14 protein-coding genes and 1 tRNA gene are annotated in these 16,512 nt (G+C 64.3%); 10 read left to right on the top strand and 5 right to left on the bottom strand.

Annotated features, from left to right (window positions below; all coding sequences use genetic code 11):
- Positions 1-148: 148 nt before the first annotated feature.
- Positions 149-1,018: a hypothetical protein gene (locus BAC01S_RS13435; RefSeq protein WP_027795232.1), complete on the top strand. Its 870-nt coding sequence runs from the start codon at positions 149-151 to the stop codon at positions 1,016-1,018.
- A 63-nt stretch (positions 1,019-1,081) separates the two neighbouring features.
- Entirely contained in the window at positions 1,082-1,543 is a 462-nt protein-coding gene (locus BAC01S_RS13430; protein ID WP_027795231.1) for a DUF2214 family protein, read from the top strand.
- A gap of 166 nt (positions 1,544-1,709) precedes the next feature.
- Here BAC01S_RS13430 and BAC01S_RS13425 read toward each other — a convergent pair.
- The 4 genes from BAC01S_RS13425 to BAC01S_RS13410 form a co-directional block, all read right to left on the bottom strand.
- A tRNA-Val gene (locus tag BAC01S_RS13425) sits at positions 1,710-1,784 on the bottom strand.
- A gap of 48 nt (positions 1,785-1,832) precedes the next feature.
- Positions 1,833-2,579 carry a DNA polymerase III subunit epsilon gene (gene dnaQ, locus BAC01S_RS13420; RefSeq protein ID WP_027795230.1) on the bottom strand — a complete coding sequence of 249 codons (747 nt, stop codon included), beginning with the start codon at positions 2,577-2,579 and terminating at the stop codon, positions 1,833-1,835.
- Between the two features lie 47 nt (positions 2,580-2,626).
- Positions 2,627-3,076, bottom strand: coding sequence for a ribonuclease HI (gene rnhA, locus BAC01S_RS13415; RefSeq protein ID WP_027795229.1), 450 nt, complete (start codon positions 3,074-3,076; stop codon positions 2,627-2,629).
- Positions 3,073-3,897: a class I SAM-dependent methyltransferase gene (locus tag BAC01S_RS13410; protein ID WP_027795228.1), complete on the bottom strand. Its 825-nt coding sequence runs from the start codon at positions 3,895-3,897 to the stop codon at positions 3,073-3,075. Before BAC01S_RS13410 ends, rnhA begins: the two co-directional genes overlap by 4 nt.
- 21 nt (positions 3,898-3,918) lie before the next feature.
- On the opposite strand from BAC01S_RS13410, the gene gloB reads away from it, so the two are divergent.
- The 6 genes from gloB (at position 3,919) to BAC01S_RS13380 (ending at position 12,829) form a co-directional block, all read left to right on the top strand.
- Complete coding sequence (gene gloB / locus BAC01S_RS13405; protein WP_027795227.1) at positions 3,919-4,728, top strand: hydroxyacylglutathione hydrolase; 810 nt, start codon at positions 3,919-3,921, stop codon at positions 4,726-4,728.
- A gap of 151 nt (positions 4,729-4,879) precedes the next feature.
- A complete protein-coding gene (locus BAC01S_RS13400; RefSeq protein WP_027795226.1) occupies positions 4,880-6,538 on the top strand; it encodes a transglycosylase SLT domain-containing protein in 1,659 nt (552 codons plus the stop codon).
- Positions 6,539-7,036: 498 nt separating this feature from the next.
- The gene (gene carA, locus BAC01S_RS13395; RefSeq protein ID WP_027795225.1) at positions 7,037-8,194 is read left to right on the top strand and encodes a glutamine-hydrolyzing carbamoyl-phosphate synthase small subunit; all 1,158 of its coding nucleotides are present in this window, start codon (positions 7,037-7,039) and stop codon (positions 8,192-8,194) included.
- A gap of 171 nt (positions 8,195-8,365) precedes the next feature.
- A complete protein-coding gene (carB, locus tag BAC01S_RS13390) occupies positions 8,366-11,620 on the top strand; it encodes a carbamoyl-phosphate synthase large subunit (protein ID WP_027795224.1) in 3,255 nt (1,084 codons plus the stop codon).
- Positions 11,621-11,838: 218 nt separating this feature from the next.
- Positions 11,839-12,315: a transcription elongation factor GreA gene (gene greA, locus BAC01S_RS13385; RefSeq protein WP_027795223.1), complete on the top strand. Its 477-nt coding sequence runs from the start codon at positions 11,839-11,841 to the stop codon at positions 12,313-12,315.
- Between the two features lie 61 nt (positions 12,316-12,376).
- Positions 12,377-12,829 carry a DUF4149 domain-containing protein gene (locus BAC01S_RS13380; RefSeq protein WP_043202188.1) on the top strand — a complete coding sequence of 151 codons (453 nt, stop codon included), beginning with the start codon at positions 12,377-12,379 and terminating at the stop codon, positions 12,827-12,829.
- Positions 12,830-12,938: 109 nt separating this feature from the next.
- Here the strand turns inward: BAC01S_RS13380 and BAC01S_RS13375 are convergent, their stop codons facing one another.
- Entirely contained in the window at positions 12,939-13,481 is a 543-nt protein-coding gene (locus BAC01S_RS13375) for a YhbY family RNA-binding protein (protein ID WP_027795221.1), read from the bottom strand.
- 237 nt (positions 13,482-13,718) lie between these two features.
- Here BAC01S_RS13375 and BAC01S_RS13370 point away from each other — a divergent pair, with 237 nt between their 5' ends.
- Together BAC01S_RS13370 and ftsH are read left to right on the top strand one after the other, a co-directional pair.
- A complete protein-coding gene (locus BAC01S_RS13370; protein ID WP_027795220.1) occupies positions 13,719-14,381 on the top strand; it encodes an RlmE family RNA methyltransferase in 663 nt (220 codons plus the stop codon).
- A gap of 207 nt (positions 14,382-14,588) precedes the next feature.
- Complete coding sequence (ftsH, locus tag BAC01S_RS13365; RefSeq protein ID WP_027795219.1) at positions 14,589-16,475, top strand: ATP-dependent zinc metalloprotease FtsH; 1,887 nt, start codon at positions 14,589-14,591, stop codon at positions 16,473-16,475.
- Positions 16,476-16,512: the final 37 nt, after the last annotated feature.

Raw genomic sequence — 16,512 nt, 5'->3', positions numbered from 1 at the left:
TGTTTTTCAGCAACGCCCCTGTGCCCGCGCACCGGGGCGTTGTCTTTTATGTGCGCGTGGCGCGCACGGCGTGAGAGCGGGCGGCAATGTCCCTATAATGGCCGTTCTGCTGGACCAGCAGCCACGACGAAAACAGAGGAGAAAAGTTTTGGCGAGATCCCGACCGACGCCCACGGTCGCCGTACCCGGCGCCGGGACGATGTTCGCCTTGCGCGCGATCGGTCTCGTGATCCTCGCGCGGTGGCTCTTCTCGATGGCGCAGATGAATTTCATCGCGTCGCTCGAAGGAATGGCCTCGTCGCCGTGGGCGTGCATCAATCTCGTGTTCCTGTTTCTCCTGATCGCTCTGCCGGGCGCGAAGGCGCGCGTTGAGCGGCCGTTCCATCCGTTGCCGCAGTGGCTGCGCCAGGCGCTGCGATTCTTCGGCCTGCTCGGCTGCCTGTTCGCGCTGTGGTCGGTGGGTGCCTTCGTCTGGATGTCCGGCTGGCGGCGCGCGGTGCAGGCCGTGGCGGCAACCAACGGCTGGCTCGTCGTCGCGCCGGCGCTGTATGCCGCCGTCGTGTGGATCTGCCGCCCGCGTGCGCTCTGGCGCTCCAACATCGCGGCGCGCCGCTTCGCGATTGGCCGCTATGCCGTTTCGCTCGACGCCGCCACGCGCACCACGATCGTCTGGCTGGAAAGCCGCAAGGTCGGCCAATACGACGCGCGCGAGCTTTCGGTGCGCTGGCTGCAGGAGGCGCCGCCGGCTGCCGTGCCGGCTTCGTCGCCGAGACCGGAGGGCGCCGCGCTGGCGGAGGCGGCGGCTACTGCTGCCGGGCCGTCATCGCCGGTGCCGCCCGCCCGCGCCGCAGCCGGGCAGCACGCGGCTGCGGCGCATCGTCGGCCGAAAGTCGAATTGCTGTGGGATTCTCCCGCCGCAGCAGGCCATAACCGTCAAACCGTGTTTCGCGTGCGGCTTGCCACCGACGGGGATCGCGCGGCCGCGCGTGCGCTCGACGCCGCCCTGAAGCAAGTCTGATTCTCCCGGCGGCGCGCTCCGCTTTTGGCTTGCCGTGGCTGTCGTCAACCTGGAGGCGTTGCGATGTACTCACGCTGGTTGCTTGCCGCCGTTCACCTCCTCGCTTTCGGCTACGCGCTCGCCTCGATCCTGCGGCGCTCGCGCGGGCTGCGCCGCTGCATGTCGACGGAAGATCTGCCGGGCATCTTCAGCGCCGACAACGGCTGGGGACTCTCCGCGCTCGTGCTGATCGTTACCGGGGCGATGCGCGCGTTCGGCGGTTTCGAGAAGGGCGCATCGTACTACTTTCACGAGCCGCTCTTTCACGTGAAGATGGCTGCGCTCGTGCTGATCCTGTTGCTCGAGATCGCGCCGATGATGGCGCTGCTGCGCTGGCGTACCGCCGTGCGGCGCGGTGATGTGCCGGATCTGACGAAGGCGCCGAAATATGCGCGCATCGGCGCATGGCAAACGGCGCTGCTCGTGGTGATGGTGTTTGCGGCTACGGGTATGGCGCGCGGGATCGGACTCGATACGGGGGCTTGATGCCGAGCGCGGTCGACCGGGGTTGATCGCGTGCGATGCGGGCTTGGTCGAACCGTGCCTGGAATCTAAGGAATGCGAAGTAATGCCTCGCAATGAAAAAAGCCCCCAGACTTGCGTCTGGAGGCTTTTATTCTTCGGTGCTTGTCTTTACCAACACCAGAAATTCTGGTGGGTAGTACTGGGATCGAACCAGTGACCCCTGCCGTGTGAAGGCAGTGCTCTACCGCTGAGCTAACCACCCGAAGAGCTTTGAATTATGACGGGCTTTTCGAATCTTGTAAAGTCATTTTTAAGCAATTTGCGCATCCGCCGGCCTTGCCTCCTCCGGGGCGGGCTGCGTGCGCCACACGCTCGTTCCCTTGACCGACTTGTCGAGGTCGTCGAGCACGGCGTCGTGCGCCGCCAGCTCTTCGTCGGTCGCGGCGATCACGGGCAGCGCGAGCGTTTCGATCTGCACGCGCGGCGCCGCGACGTCGCCGGTCGCGGCCGTCTCACCCAGCATGTCGATAACGAGACTCTCCTGGCCTCGCGTCATTGCGAGGTAGACCTCCGCCAGCAGTTCCGAGTCGAGCAGTGCGCCGTGCAGCGTCCGGTGCGCGTTGCTGATGCCGAAGCGGTCGCACAGCGCATCGAGCGAATTGCGCTTGCCCGGGAAGATCTGCTTGGCCTGCACCAGCGTATCGATCACCTCGCCGCAGTGCTCCTTCAGCGGTGGCTTGCCGAGCAGCGCGAGCTCCGCGTCGAGGAAGCCGATGTCGAACGGCGCGTTGTGGATGATGAGGTCCGCGCCCTGGATGAAGTCGAGGATCTCGTTGGCTACCTCGGCGAACTTCGGCTTGTCGGAGAGGAACTCGGTCGTCAGGCCGTGCACCGCGAGCGCGCCGGGGTCGCTGTCGCGCTCGGGGTTGACGTAGAAGTGCAGGTTGTTGCCGGTGAGACGGCGGTTCACCAGCTCGACGCAGCCGATTTCGATGATGCGGTCGCCCGTGCGGGCGTTCAGGCCGGTGGTTTCGGTATCGAGAATGATCTGGCGCATGTCGGATCAGAAAAATCGTGTGTTGCGATGGGCGAGCGCGCGGGCGCTCAAAGTTCGGCGAGCGAGGCGACGCCGCGATTTGCGAGCGCGTCGGCGCGTTCGTTTTCCGGATGGCCGGCGTGGCCTTTCACCCAACGCCATTCCACCTGGTGCTGCGCGACGAGCGCGTCGAGCCGCTTCCACAGATCGTCGTTCTTGACGGGCGTTTTCGCGGCCGTCATCCAGTTCTTCTTCTTCCAGCCGTGGATCCACTCGCTGATGCCTTTCTGCACATACTGCGAGTCCGTGTGGACGATTACGCTGCACGGCCGCTTGAGCGCTTCGAGCGCGGCGATCACGCCCATCAGCTCCATGCGGTTGTTGGTCGTGACGGCTTCGCCGCCAAACAGTTCTTTTTCCAGTGTGCCGAAGCGCAGCAGTGCGCCCCAGCCGCCGGGGCCGGGGTTGCCCTTGCAGGCGCCGTCGGTGAAGATTTCGACGAAGTCGGGTGAGCTCATGAGTCCTTGTTGCGTGTAGGGGAGGGCGTCGTGGCGGCGGCCTTCAGGCTCGGCGCCAGCACCGGTTTCTTGACCTTCAGCGGGCCGACAAGGCGCATGCCGCGCACGCGCTTGATCGCCGTGACCATATACACCGCGCCGAAGATCGGCCACCAGCGGTCGCCGGCGGCCTCCATGAAGGCATAGCGTCCGAGCCACTGGTCGGTGGCGAGCGGCGGGCGATAGCAGCCAAAGCGCCCGCGCTCCAGTTCGAAGCCGAGCAGCTTGATCCAGTCCTTCAGGCGCGTGAACGCGATCAGGTCCTGGCGCGCGGGCAGGAACGATTTACCGGTCAGCTTGCCGGCCGACTGGCGCGCGCCCCACAGCGAGAGCGAGTTGAAGCCGACGATCACGAGCTGCCCCTCGGGCATCAGCACGCGTTCCGCCTCGCGCAGCAGGCGGTGCGGGTCGCTCGTGAATTCGAGCGTGTGCGGCATCACGATCAGGTCGACGCTCTGCGCCTCGAACGGCAAGTCGAGGAAATCGCACCAGACCGTGCTGCGGCCCTCGGGTGCATGGCGCCGCGCGGCTGCCGCGCCGCCGTCGGCCGGCGGCACCGCGTAGGGTTCGCTGGCGGCGCTCGCCGCGTCGAGCACGAGCCCGCGGCACGGCATGCGGTTCTCTCGCAGGGCGTCGAGATGCGGCATGCCGAGCTGCAGCGCGTGGTAGCCGAAAATATTCGACACCACACGATCGAGCTGCTCCTGCTCCCAGTCGAGGACATACCTGCCGGCAGGCGAAGCGGTCCAGGCGGGCCAGTCTATAATCGTTCGGTCAGACATGTCGAAGAATACGCCGCCCCAATGAATAGTCCGCTTGAGTACGAGTACGTACCGGTTCCGGCCTTTGATGACAACTACATCTGGGTCGTGTCGGACGGCCGCAATGCAATCGCCGTCGATCCGGGCGAGGCCGCGCCCGTTCGCGCGTATCTGGCGAAGCGAGGCTGGCGGCTCGTCGCTATTTTACTCACCCATCATCACAACGACCACGTCGGCGGGGTGGCCGATCTGCTGAACGGCCAACGCGTTCCGGTTTATGGCCCGGCCGGCGAGGCGCTCGGGCCGCTCGATCCGTTCGTCACGCGCGTAAAAGGCGGCGATCGCGTGCAACTGGCGGCGCCTGCGCTGGACTTCACCGTGCTCGACGTGCCCGGTCACACGCGCGGCCATATTGCGTACTTCCAGGCGGGCGATCCGGCGGGCGTGCCGCATCTGTTCTGCGGCGACACGCTGTTTGCCTGCGGCTGCGGCCGCCTGTTCGAAGGCTCGCCTGCTCAGATGCTTGCCTCGCTCGATTCGCTCGCGGCACTCCCCGGCAAGACCGAGGTGCATTGCGCGCACGAATACACGCTGTCGAATATCCGCTTCGCGCTGGCCTGCGACCCGGACAACGCCGCGCTGCATACGTGGAGTCGCGACGCGGCGGCGTTGCGCGAGCGCGGCGTGCCCACGCTGCCCACCACGATCGCGCACGAACGTGCCGTGAATCCGTTCCTGCGCGCCGGTGATCCCTCGGTCCAGGCGAGCCTTGCCGATCAGCTTCATGAAACGGTGTCCGATCGGCTGGCGGCGTTCACCTTGATGCGCGAATGGAAAAACCGGTTCCGCTAACCCGAGCGTGTCAAGGGGCAAGCTCATCCGCAAAGTACGGAAGCGCACCCAAGCTACGGATTTTCATGGTTTTTTCGAATATTTCTGGTTGACGCAAACGTGTACGTTCCGTACCATCGGCTGCAAATTCCAGCCATGCAAGTAGACGTTCATGCGATTTATTTTTAGTGCGCTGCTGGTCCTGATGCTCGCCGCTTGCGCGAGCGGGGGACCATCTGCGAGCAATTCCGCCAACAATCCCGCCTCAGCCGATCCCCAGCAGGCCGCCGCCGACCAGCTCCGCAAGACCTCCGCAGCCCAGGAAACCATCGACGTCGACAATGGCTCGGTCAGTTCCCTGACGAGCCAGGACGCCGATCTATGGGGGCGTATTCGCCGCGGTTTCCAGATGCCCGACCTCCAGAGCGATCTGGTGGACATGAATGCCCAGTGGTATGCCGAGCGGCCCGAGTACGTGGCACGCATGACGGAACGTTCGCAGAAGTATCTGTACCACATCGTCGAGGAGCTTGAGGCGCGGCACATGCCGACCGAACTGGCGCTGCTGCCGTTCATCGAATCGGCGTACAACCCGCAGGCGCTTTCCGTCGCGAAGGCGGCAGGCATGTGGCAGTTCGTGCCGGACACGGGCCGCACCTACAACCTCAAGCAGAACATGTGGCAGGACGAGCGCCGCGACGTGCTCGCCTCGACGAGCGCCGCGCTCGACTATCTCTCCCGCCTGCACGACATGTTCGGCGACTGGTATCTCGCGCTCGCCGCCTACAACTGGGGCGAGGGCAATGTGCAGCGCGCGATCGCGCGCAATCAGGCGGCCGGCCTGCCCACCGACTACGAGAGCCTGCGCCTGCCCAACGAGACGCGTAACTACGTGCCGAAGCTGCAGGCCGTCAAGAACATCGTGATGAACCCGCAGCAGTATGGCCTCACGCTGCCGTCGATTCCGAACCACCCGTATTTCGTCACGGTCACCACGTCGCACGACATCGACGTGGATGTCGCCGCGAAGCTCGCGAACATGACGCCCGACGAATTCCGCTCGCTCAACCCGTCGTTCAAGAAGCCCGTCATTCTCGGCGCGACGCAGCCGCAGATCCTGCTGCCGTTTGATAACGCAAGCGCTTTCGAGCACAACCTGAAGGCTTACACGGGTCAGCTTTCGTCGTGGACCGTCTACACCACCGATACGCGCACCACGCCCGCCGCGCTCGCGGAGAAGATCGGCGTGGATGCCGATACGCTGATGTCGGTGAACAAGATTCCGGCGGGCATGCGCCTCAAGGCGGGTTCGACCCTCGTGGTGCCGCGCACCGATAGCGATGACGACGAGGACATCAGCGCCGACGTTGCCGAAAGCGCCGTGCTCGCGATGGAGCCGGACGTGCCCGACACGCGCAAGATGCTGATCCGCGTGCGCCGCAAGCAGGCGATGGATGCGGTGGCGAGCCGCTATGGCGTGTCGGTTGGTCAACTGAAGGGGTGGAACAAGACGCATCGCGACTACGTTATGCCGGGCCAGGTGCTGGTGCTGCACGTGCCGGTCGGCAAGGCGATGCCGAGCGAACCGGGGCCGGAACGGATCGCGACGAACGTGTCGGGCGGCGGCGTGCAGCGTATTGGCACCAAAGTGGCAGACACGGGCTCGAAGTCGCGCTACGATAAGAAGCACGGTCGTGAGCGCGCCGAGGTCGTGAAGGTTTCCGATCCGGTCAAGGCCAAATCGTCGAGCGCCGCGCCCAGCAAGGCGTCGAAGGGTACGGCAAGCCGCCAGAAGGCCGGCACCCACGCGCAAAAGCAGACATCAAAATAGCGGCTTGCGAAGGGTGACCACATGCGTTGCGGGGGCAGCGCATGGCAGTTCGCTCCGATCACTCATCGTTTTACTTCTTTGTGCGCCGTCGCCCTTCGGGGGACGGCGTTTTCGTTGCAGGCCGCGCCGGGAGGCGCCCGTCCATCCTGCGTTATCCTGGAATTTGAAGGAAGGGGTACTTTCGCGCTATAATTTCAAGGTTTGAGCTTATCAACCCGCACCCTAGCGCCTACCTCCTCCCATCCGTTCATCCGCCGCCCGCGCATTGCGCTTTTCGCCGCCGGTGCCGCTCGATTCCCGTTCCCGAAGCCTTCCGGCCGGGGCGCGAGACCCGGAGGCAACCAGGCTGAGACGAAAGCCGCCGCAAAATGCGAAATAAGCGACGAATTGCGAGCGAGCCGCGCGCGCATCCATAAAACGATGCCGACGCCGCAGCCGCCGCAAGGTCACCGGTCGGATAAACAGGTCGGCACAGGGTGTTCCCCCAAGGAGTCTCCCGTGTTGCCGTCATTCTCTCCCGCTCTGCTCGCGCTCGCCGACGGCACGGTCTTTCGTGGTTACTCGATCGGCGCGCCGGGTCATACCATCGGTGAAGTCGTGTTCAACACGGCCATCACCGGTTATCAGGAAATCCTGACCGACCCGAGCTACGCACGCCAGATCGTTACCCTGACGTATCCGCATATCGGCAACGTCGGCGTCAACGCCGAAGATGTCGAAGCCACGAAAGTCCATGCCGCCGGCCTGATCATCCGCGACCTGCCGGTGCTTGCCTCGAATTTCCGTATGGAGCGCACGCTCGGCGATTATCTGCGCGACGAGGGCGTGGTGGCGATTGCCGGTATCGATACGCGCAAGCTCACCCGCATTCTGCGCGACAAGGGCGCGCAGAATGGCGCCATTCTCGCCGGTTCGGATGACGAGGCGAAGGCAATCGAGCTCGCGCGCTCGTTCCCTGGCCTCGCGGGCATGGACCTCGCCAAGGTGGTCTCGACCGGAAAGTCGTACCAGTGGAACACCACCGAGTGGCGTCTGGGCGAAGGCTACCGCACGCAGTCGGCGCCGAAGTACAAGGTCGTCGCGTTCGACTACGGCGTGAAGCAGAACATTCTGCGCATGCTGGCCGAGCGCGGCTGCGACGTCACGGTGCTGCCGGCGCAGGCCAGTGCGGCCGACGCGCTGGCGCTGAACCCGGACGGCGTGTTCCTCTCGAACGGCCCCGGCGACCCCGAGCCGTGCGACTACGCGATCCAGGCCGCGCAGGAATTCATCGCGCGCGGCGTTCCGACCTTCGGCATTTGCCTTGGCCACCAGATCATGGGCCTCGCCGTCGGGGCGAAGACCATGAAAATGAAGACGGGCCACCACGGCGCGAATCATCCGGTGAAGGATCTTGGCGACGGCCGCGTGGTCATCACGTCGCAGAATCACGGTTTCGCCGTGGATGCCGACACGCTGCCCGCGAACGCTCGCGTCACGCACGTCTCGCTCTTCGACGGCACGCTGCAAGGCTTCGAGCTGACCGACAAGCCCGCGTTCTGCTTCCAGGGGCACCCGGAAGCGTCGCCGGGCCCGCACGACATCGGCTATCTGTTCGACCGCTTCACGGCGCTGATGGACAGTGCCAAGGGCGACAAGCGCACGGCAGCGGCTTGAGTCGCGGGCCAAGGCACACAAGCAGAAGAGGGCGCGCAGCGAGCCGCGAACGCAAGCAATAAAGCCGGCCGCTGCGCTGGCCACCGCGCACGCCCGACGGCGAGCAGCAAGACGTGAACGCACGCGCTGCCCGCCCGAAGTCAAGACACAGAAATATTTAGCGAGAGCGTTATGCCCAAGCGGACAGACATCAAGAGCATTCTCATCATCGGCGCGGGTCCGATCATCATCGGCCAGGCGTGCGAGTTCGACTATTCGGGCGCGCAGGCCTGCAAGGCGCTGCGTGAAGAGGGCTACAAGGTCATCCTCGTCAACAGCAATCCGGCGACGATCATGACCGACCCGAACACGGCCGACGTCACCTACATCGAGCCGATCACGTGGGAAGTGGTGGAGCGCATCATCGAGAAGGAGCGCCCCGACGCGATCCTGCCGACGATGGGCGGCCAGACCGCGCTGAACTGCGCGCTCGACCTGCACCACCACGGCGTGCTGACGAAGTACGACGTCGAGCTGATCGGCGCGTCGCCGGAAGCCATCGACAAGGCCGAAGATCGCCAGAAGTTCAAGGACGCGATGACGAAGATCGGTCTCGGTTCGGCGAAGTCCGGCGTCGCGCACTCGATGGAAGAGGCGCTCAAGGTGCACGCGGAAATTACCGCGGCCACCGGCACGGGCGGCTATCCGGTCGTGATCCGTCCGTCGTTCACGCTGGGCGGCTCGGGCGGCGGCATTGCCTACAACCGTGAGGAATTCGAAGAAATCTGCAAGCGCGGTCTCGACCTCTCGCCCACGCGCGAACTGCTGATCGAAGAGTCGCTGCTCGGCTGGAAGGAATACGAGATGGAAGTGGTCCGCGACAAGGCGGACAACTGCATCATCGTTTGCTCGATCGAAAACCTCGACCCGATGGGCATTCACACCGGCGACTCGATCACGGTCGCGCCGGCGCAGACGCTCACCGACAAGGAATACCAGATCCTGCGCGACGCGTCGCTCGCGGTGCTGCGCGAAATCGGCGTGGATACGGGCGGTTCGAACGTCCAGTTCTCGATCGACCCGCGCACGGGCCGCATGATCGTGATCGAGATGAACCCGCGTGTGTCGCGCTCATCCGCTTTGGCTTCGAAGGCCACGGGCTTCCCGATCGCCAAGGTCGCGGCGAAGCTGGCCGTGGGTTACACGCTCGATGAGCTCAAGAACGAAATCACGGGCGGCCAGACCCCGGCTTCGTTCGAGCCGACGATCGACTACGTCGTCACGAAGATTCCGCGTTTCGCGTTCGAGAAGTTCCGCGAAGCCGACCCGCGCCTCACCACACAGATGAAGTCGGTGGGCGAGGTGATGGCGATTGGCCGCACGTTTCAGGAGTCGTTCCAGAAGGCCTTGCGTGGCCTTGAAGTGGGCGTCGACGGTCTCGACGAAAAGACCGCCAGCCGCGACGAGATCATCCGCGAGATCGGCGAAGCCGGCCCGGACCGTATCTGGTACGTGGGCGACGCGTTCCGCGTGGGCATGACGCGCGAAGAGATCTTTGAAGAAACCGCGATCGACCCGTGGTTCCTCGCGCAGATCGAAGAGATCGTCAGGAAGGAAGCGGCTGTAAAGGGCCGCACGCTCGCAAGCCTCGCGAAAGACGAGCTGCGCTTCCTCAAGCAAAGCGGCTTCTCGGATCGCCGCCTGGCGAAGCTGCTCGGCGCGAACGCCGCCGACGTGCGCAAGCGCCGTATCGAGCTGAACGTGCGCCCGGTCTACAAGCGCGTGGACACTTGCGCGGCCGAGTTCGCCACGAAAACGGCCTACATGTACTCGACCTATGAGGAAGAGTGCGAGGCCAATCCGACGAACAACAAGAAGATCATGGTGCTGGGCGGCGGCCCGAACCGGATCGGCCAGGGTATCGAGTTCGACTACTGCTGCGTGCACGCCGCGCTCGCGATGCGCGAAGACGGCTACGAAACGATCATGGTCAACTGCAATCCGGAGACCGTTTCGACCGACTACGACACGTCCGACCGTCTGTACTTCGAGCCGGTGACGCTCGAGGACGTGCTCGAAATCGTCGACCTGGAAAAGCCGGTTGGCGTGATCGTGCAGTACGGTGGCCAGACGCCGCTGAAGCTTGCGCTCGACCTCGAAGCGAACGGCGTGCCCATCGTCGGCACCTCGCCCGACATGATCGACGCGGCCGAAGACCGAGAGCGTTTCCAGAAGCTGCTGCAGGACCTCGGCCTGCGCCAGCCGCCGAACCGCACCGCACGCGCCGAAGACGAAGCGCTCAAGCTCGCCGACGAAATCGGCTACCCGCTCGTGGTGCGTCCTTCTTACGTGCTGGGCGGCCGCGCGATGGAAATCGTCCACGAGCCGCGTGACCTCGAACGCTACATGCGTGAGGCCGTGAAGGTGAGCAACGATTCTCCGGTGCTGCTCGACCGCTTCCTGAACGACGCGATCGAATGCGACGTGGACTGCATCTCCGATGGCGAAGCCGTGTTTATCGGCGGCGTGATGGAGCACATCGAGCAGGCAGGCGTGCACTCGGGCGACTCGGCGTGCTCGCTGCCGCCGTACTCGCTCTCGAAGGAAACCGTCGCCGAACTGAAGCGTCAAACCGGTGCGATGGCGAAGGCGTTGAACGTGGTCGGCCTGATGAACGTGCAGTTCGCGATCCAGCAGGTTCCGCAGCAAGACGGCTCGAAGAAGGACGTCATTTACGTGCTGGAAGTGAACCCGCGCGCTTCTCGTACCGTACCGTACGTTTCGAAGGCCACCAGCCTGCCGCTCGCGAAGATCGCGGCGCGCGCGATGGTGGGCCAGAAGCTTGCCCAGCAAGGCGTGACGAAGGAAGTCGAGCCGCCGTACTTCAGCGTGAAGGAAGCGGTGTTCCCGTTCATCAAGTTCCCGACCGTCGACCCGGTGCTCGGACCCGAAATGCGTTCGACCGGCGAAGTGATGGGCGTGGGCAAGACCTTCGGCGAGGCGCTCTTCAAGTCGCAGCTCGCGGCCGGTTCGCGCCTGCCGGAGTCGGGCACCGTGTTCATCACGGTGATGGACTCGGACAAGCCGAAGGCGGTCGAGGTGGCGCGCATGCTGCATGAGCTCGGCTACGGTCTCGTCGCGACGCGCGGCACGGCTGCTGCCATCGAAGCGGCCGGCGTGCCGGTGAAGGTGGTCAACAAGGTGAAGGACGGCCGTCCGCACATCGTCGACATGATCAAGAACGGCGAGATCGCACTCGTGTTCACGACCGTCGACGAAACGCGCGCCGCGATCGCCGATTCGCGCTCGATTCGCATGAGCGCGCAGGCGAACAAGGTCACGTACTACACTACGATGTCGGGTGCGCGTGCCGCCGTAGAGGGTCTGCGCTATCTGAAGAACCTGGAAGTCTATGATTTACAAGGCCTCCACGCTCGCCTAAACTAAGGCTTCGAGTGTCTGTCCAATAACGGAACGGGCAGACAAACCAGCTGAATATGTGCCGCGGTTAAGCGGTGTTCCAACAGGGTTTTCAGGCTGCGCCAGATCGCGCTGCCGCCCTCGCGGGATGCACTTAACCGCGGTGATTTTTTATGGCCGCAACGATCGCGCAAGCGCTCGTGGTGCGGCCTCATTTCGGCCTTGACCGGCCATACGAGTTGTTTATGAGCACGATTCCCTTGACCAAGCGCGGCGCGGACCAACTTCGCGAAGAACTCCAGCGCCTGAAATCCGTCGAGCGCCCGGCGGTCATCAATTCCATCGCCGAAGCGCGCGCACAGGGCGACCTGTCCGAAAACGCGGAGTACGACGCGGCAAAGGAGAAGCAGGGCTTCATCGAAGGCCGCATCTCCGAAATCGAGTCGAAGCTGGCGGCGGCGCAAGTCATCGATCCGGCTACGCTCGAAGCGGACGGCCGCATCGTGTTCGGCTCGACGGTCGATCTCGAAGACCTCGAGTCGGGCAAGTCGGTCACTTATCAGATCGTCGGCGACGACGAAGCAGACCTCGAGCATGGCCTCATCTCCGTGAGCTCGCCTATCGCGCGTGCGCTGATCGGCAAGTCGGAAGGCGACGTCGCCGCGGTGCAGGCACCGAGCGGCGTGCGCGAGTACGAAGTCATCGAGGTTCGTTACGTCTGACGGGCGCGCGAACGTGACAACCGTTTCCCCGGCTCCGCACCGCCTGTTCGGGCTCCTCGCCATGTTGTGGGTGGGCAGCCAGCTGACCATCGGCTATGCCGTCGCGCCTGTGCTGTTCGCGTTGCTTGAGCGCATGACGGCCGGCACGGTCGCGGCCCAGCTTTTTCGCATTGAAGGGTGGCTGGGCGCGGTGTGCGGCGTGCTGATGCTCGTGCTCTCGAACCTGCTCGCGCGGCGCGGCGCCTTGCAGTACCGGCGGTTGCGCTGGCTGCTGGTGGGGATGCTCATGTGTGTGCTGGTGGGCTATTTCGCGCTGCAGCCGTTCATGAACGCGCTGCGCGTCGAGGCGATGAACGCCGGCATGGACATTGCGAACTCGCCTTACGCGAGCCGCTTCGGCATGCTGCACGGCGTCTCGAGCCTCTTCTATCTGGTCGAGAGCCTGCTGGGTATCGTGCTGGTATGGCTCCTGCCGTCAGTGCGCGGCGTTGTGCCGCAGGGCCATTCACGCTGAATTGCGTTCGCGCGGTGGGCAGCGCACGCTTTTCGTCCCCTCGGAAACGACAACGCGCCGCCGGCAAGGCCGGGCGGCGCGTAGATAGCTGGTCACCTGGCTTCGCGACTTACTTCGATCCTTGGTGGGCGCGCTTGCTGCTGGTCTGGCGCTTCTTCGCGCGCTTGATGTTGCCGCCTTGCGTGACACGCTCGTTGCCCTTGACCACGACCTTTTGCGCTTTCGGCTTGCGCATGGGATTGTCGGCCGGCTTGACGACCTTGACCACGCGGGGCGCGGCGCCGCGGCGCGCATCGCCCGCGCTCGGCACGTCGCCGGCCGGGCGCTTGACGGTGCCGCGTGCGCCGGCACGGGCCGTCGTGGTCTTGGGGGCGGCTTCCTCGGGCTTCCAGATCACGAGCAGCTTGCCGATATGCTGGATGGGGGCGGCGCTCAACCGGTCGCAGATCTCTTCATAGACTGCGATGCGCTCTTCGCGCTCGTCCCCGAACACGCGGATCTTGATGAGCTGGTGCGCGGCGAGGTGAACCTTGATTTCCTTGAGGACGGCGTCGGTCAACCCTTCCGCGCCGATGAGCACAACCGGTTTGAGCGCATGAGCCGCGGAGCGCAGTTCGGCGCGCTGTTCGGCAGAAAGAGAGAGGGCGGGCATGGGATCTGGCAGACTCGACTAAAATGACGGCCCCGGCGGGCGGCAATCAGCGACATGCATGCAGCATGAGCGGCTCGCCCGGCGGACAGCGCATCGGAACTACGGAAAAACCGTGGGAACGGCCAGGCGCGGGCGAAAGCCGGCGTGACCTCTGCCGGACGGGCCGCGGCGGCCGCACGAATAAAACGCGTATTATCCGCTAAAAGCGCGCAATCACGCAGCAAGAGTTCATTTTTAATGGCAAAGAACCGCTTCAACCAGTCGTGGCTGCACGACCACATCAACGACCCGTACGTGAAAATGGCGCAACGGGAGGGCTATCGTGCCCGCGCTGCCTACAAGCTCAAGGAAATCGACGAGCAGGACAAGCTGATCCGCCCCGGCATGGTGATCGTGGATCTCGGCGCGGCGCCGGGCAGCTGGAGCCAGTACGCGCGCAACAAGCTCGCCTTGGGCACCAAGCGCGACGAGCAGCGCCAGGGCGGCATCGACGGCACGATCATCGCACTCGACCTGCTGCCGATGGAGCCGGTTGCCGACGTCGACTTCATTCAGGGCGACTTCCGCGAAGACGAGGTGCTCGCGCAACTCGAGGAACGCGTGGGCGGACGCCCGGTTGATCTTGTAATTTCGGACATGGCGCCCAATCTCTCGGGGGTGGCATCGGCCGACGCTGCGCGCATCGAGCATGTCTGCGATCTTGCGCTCGAGTTCTCGCAGAATCATTTGAAGCCGGATGGTGCCCTTTTAGTAAAATGTTTTCACGGCAGCGGCTATAGCCAGATCGTCGAGAAATTCAAGCATCAGTTCAAGATCGTGGCCGCCCGCAAACCGAAAGCTTCGCGGGATAAATCGGCCGAAACGTTTATATTGGGTAAACAGCTGAAGCGGCCCCGTTGAGAAGGGGGCATTCTCCCGTGCGCGAGGCTCGTCCGCTACGTGTCCCCGGTGGCTGCAAACGCGGCCGGAAGGCTCGCTGGACAAGGCTCTGAGGCTATTCCCGCGTTAGTGAATCGTTATGGCGGGGCCTGGCGTAGTGGATTAGAATGCTTTGGTGGTGTCGCAAGGCAAATGTAGGCGCCCGTCAATGAGTGAAGGAGTGGTGCTTTGAACAACAACATGTTTTCCAAGGCAGCAGTGTGGCTGGTGATCGCACTGGTGCTGTTTACGGTGTTCAAGCAGTTCGACAAGCCCCGTGTCCAGGAAGGCGTTTCCTATTCGCAGTTCATGGACGACGCGAAGAACGGCAAGGTCAAGAGCGTCGTGGTGCAGGGGCGGAACCTCACGGTCACTCCGGCTGATGGCCAGAAATACCAGATCGTCTCCCCGGGTGACATCTGGATGGTCGGCGACCTGATGAAATACGGCGTGCAGGTGAGCGGCAAGGCCGACGAAGAGCCGAACGCGCTGGTCTCCGCGCTGTACTACCTTGGGCCGACGATCCTCATCATCGTGTTCTGGTTCTACATGATGAGACAGATGCAGGGGGGCGGCAAAGGCGGGGCGTTCTCCTTCGGCAAATCCCGCGCAAGACTGATCGACGAGAACAACAACGCGGTCAACTTCTCCGACGTCGCGGGCTGCGACGAAGCCAAGGAAGAAGTGTCCGAACTCGTCGACTTCCTGCGCGATCCGCAGAAATTCCAGAAGCTCGGTGGCCGCATTCCGCGCGGCGTGCTGCTGGTCGGCCCTCCGGGCACCGGTAAGACGCTGCTCGCGCGCGCCATTGCCGGCGAGGCGAAGGTGCCATTCTTCAGCATCTCGGGTTCGGACTTCGTGGAAATGTTTGTCGGCGTGGGTGCGGCCCGCGTGCGCGACATGTTCGAGCAGGCCAAGAAGCATGCGCCCTGCATCGTGTTCATCGACGAAATCGACGCGGTCGGCCGTCATCGCGGCGCCGGCATGGGCGGCGGCAACGACGAGCGCGAGCAGACGCTGAACCAGATGCTCGTCGAAATGGACGGCTTCGAGGCGAACTCGGGCGTCATCGTGATCGCGGCAACCAACCGTTCCGACGTGCTCGACAAGGCGCTGCTGCGTCCGGGCCGTTTCGACCGTCAGGTCTATGTGGGTCTGCCTGACATCCGTGGCCGCGAGCACATCATGAAGGTGCACCTGCGCAAGGTGCCGATCGCCAACGACGTGGACGCGGCCGTGATCGCGCGCGGCACGCCGGGCTTCTCGGGCGCGGACCTCGCGAACCTCGTGAACGAGGCCGCGCTCTTCGCGGCCCGCCGCGGCAAGCGCATCGTCGAAATGCAGGACTTCGAAGATGCCAAGGACAAGATCTTCATGGGTCCGGAGCGCAAGTCGGCCGTGATCCGCGAAGAAGCTAAGCGCGCGACGGCCTACCACGAGTCGGGCCACGCGGTGATCGCGAAGCTGCTGCCGAAGGCCGATCCGGTGCACAAGGTCACGATCATCCCGCGCGGCCGTGCGCTGGGCGTGACGTGGCAGTTGCCGGAGCACGACAACGAAACGTATTCGAAGGACTATCTGCTCGATCGCCTGGCAATCCTGTTCGGTGGCCGCGTGGCGGAAGAGTTGTTCCTGAATCTCCTCAGCACGGGCGCATCGGACGACTTCAACAAGGCAACGCAGACGGCCCGCGCAATGGTTGCGCGCTTCGGCATGACCGATGCCCTCGGGCCGATGGTCTATGTGGACGACGAGAACGACGCCAGTCCGTTTGGCCGCGGCTTCACGCGCACGATTTCGGAGGCGACGCAGCAGAAGGTCGATGCGGAAATCCGCCACGTGCTCGACGAGCAGTACAACCTCGCGAAGCGTCTCCTGGACGAGAACCGCGACAAGGTCGAGGCGATGACCGCCGCGCTGATGGAGTGGGAAACGATCGACGCCGACCAGATCAACGACATCATGGCGGGCCGTCCGCCGCGCTCGCCCAAGAGCGCGCCGGGTGCCGGCGATGCGCCGTCGTCGGGCGGCAGTTCGAGCGAGGTCAAGCCCGGTAGCGCCACCGCGCCGGCTTGAGCGGGATCCGGTAAAGTTGCGGGCCGATGTGCGGGTC

This window comes from Paraburkholderia acidipaludis NBRC 101816 (assembly GCF_000684975.1).
Lineage (GTDB): Bacteria > Pseudomonadota > Gammaproteobacteria > Burkholderiales > Burkholderiaceae > Paraburkholderia > Paraburkholderia acidipaludis.
Note: the sequence above shows the minus strand (reverse complement) of the source record. Positions and strands in the feature narration are given on the sequence as shown.